Raw genomic sequence first — 529 nt, forward strand, 5'->3', positions numbered from 1 at the left:
GTTACGAGCTTCTCAAGTGGACGATCGGACCGAAAGTTCCGATCCAAGATATTTTCTGCAACGCTATAGGGCTGTCCTGTGTTCTTTCGTTTCTTTACTTTAACACGACACTGCCAATTATTTTTCTGCATGATACGCTGCACTGCTTTGTGATTAACGCAGAGTTCCTGTCTTAGTAAGGCAGTAATTTTTCGGTATCCGTATCGATACTTATTCTTACGGCACAACGTGCCTATTTGTTTTTCTAAATATTGTTTTAGATTACCTTTCAATACATCCTTCTTCCAACGGTAATAAGATGATCGTGCAATGCCTAAGTGAACACATGTTTCTTCTACTGTCATCGTATTTCCCAATACTTCTACCAGTTCGACTGCCGTTTCTCTATCAACTTCCTTTCCAATTCCTTGTACTTTTTTAAAACTTCATTTTGCTGCCTTAAGAATCGGTTCTCAGCTTGTAGCTTCTCTAGTTCAGAAGTATAAACAGGGCCTTTTCCGTATGTATATTGCTTTCCAACAGGCTGTTC

General features: G+C 39.5%; 1 pseudogene. It reads right to left on the reverse strand.

Annotated features, from left to right (window positions below):
- Window positions 1–529 (reverse strand): annotated as a pseudogene (locus tag AE2B122_RS18985) (IS3 family transposase); the annotation flags it as partial.

This window comes from Terribacillus sp. AE2B 122 (assembly GCF_902497585.1).
GTDB classification, from domain to species: domain Bacteria; phylum Bacillota; class Bacilli; order Bacillales; family Amphibacillaceae; genus Terribacillus; species Terribacillus saccharophilus_A.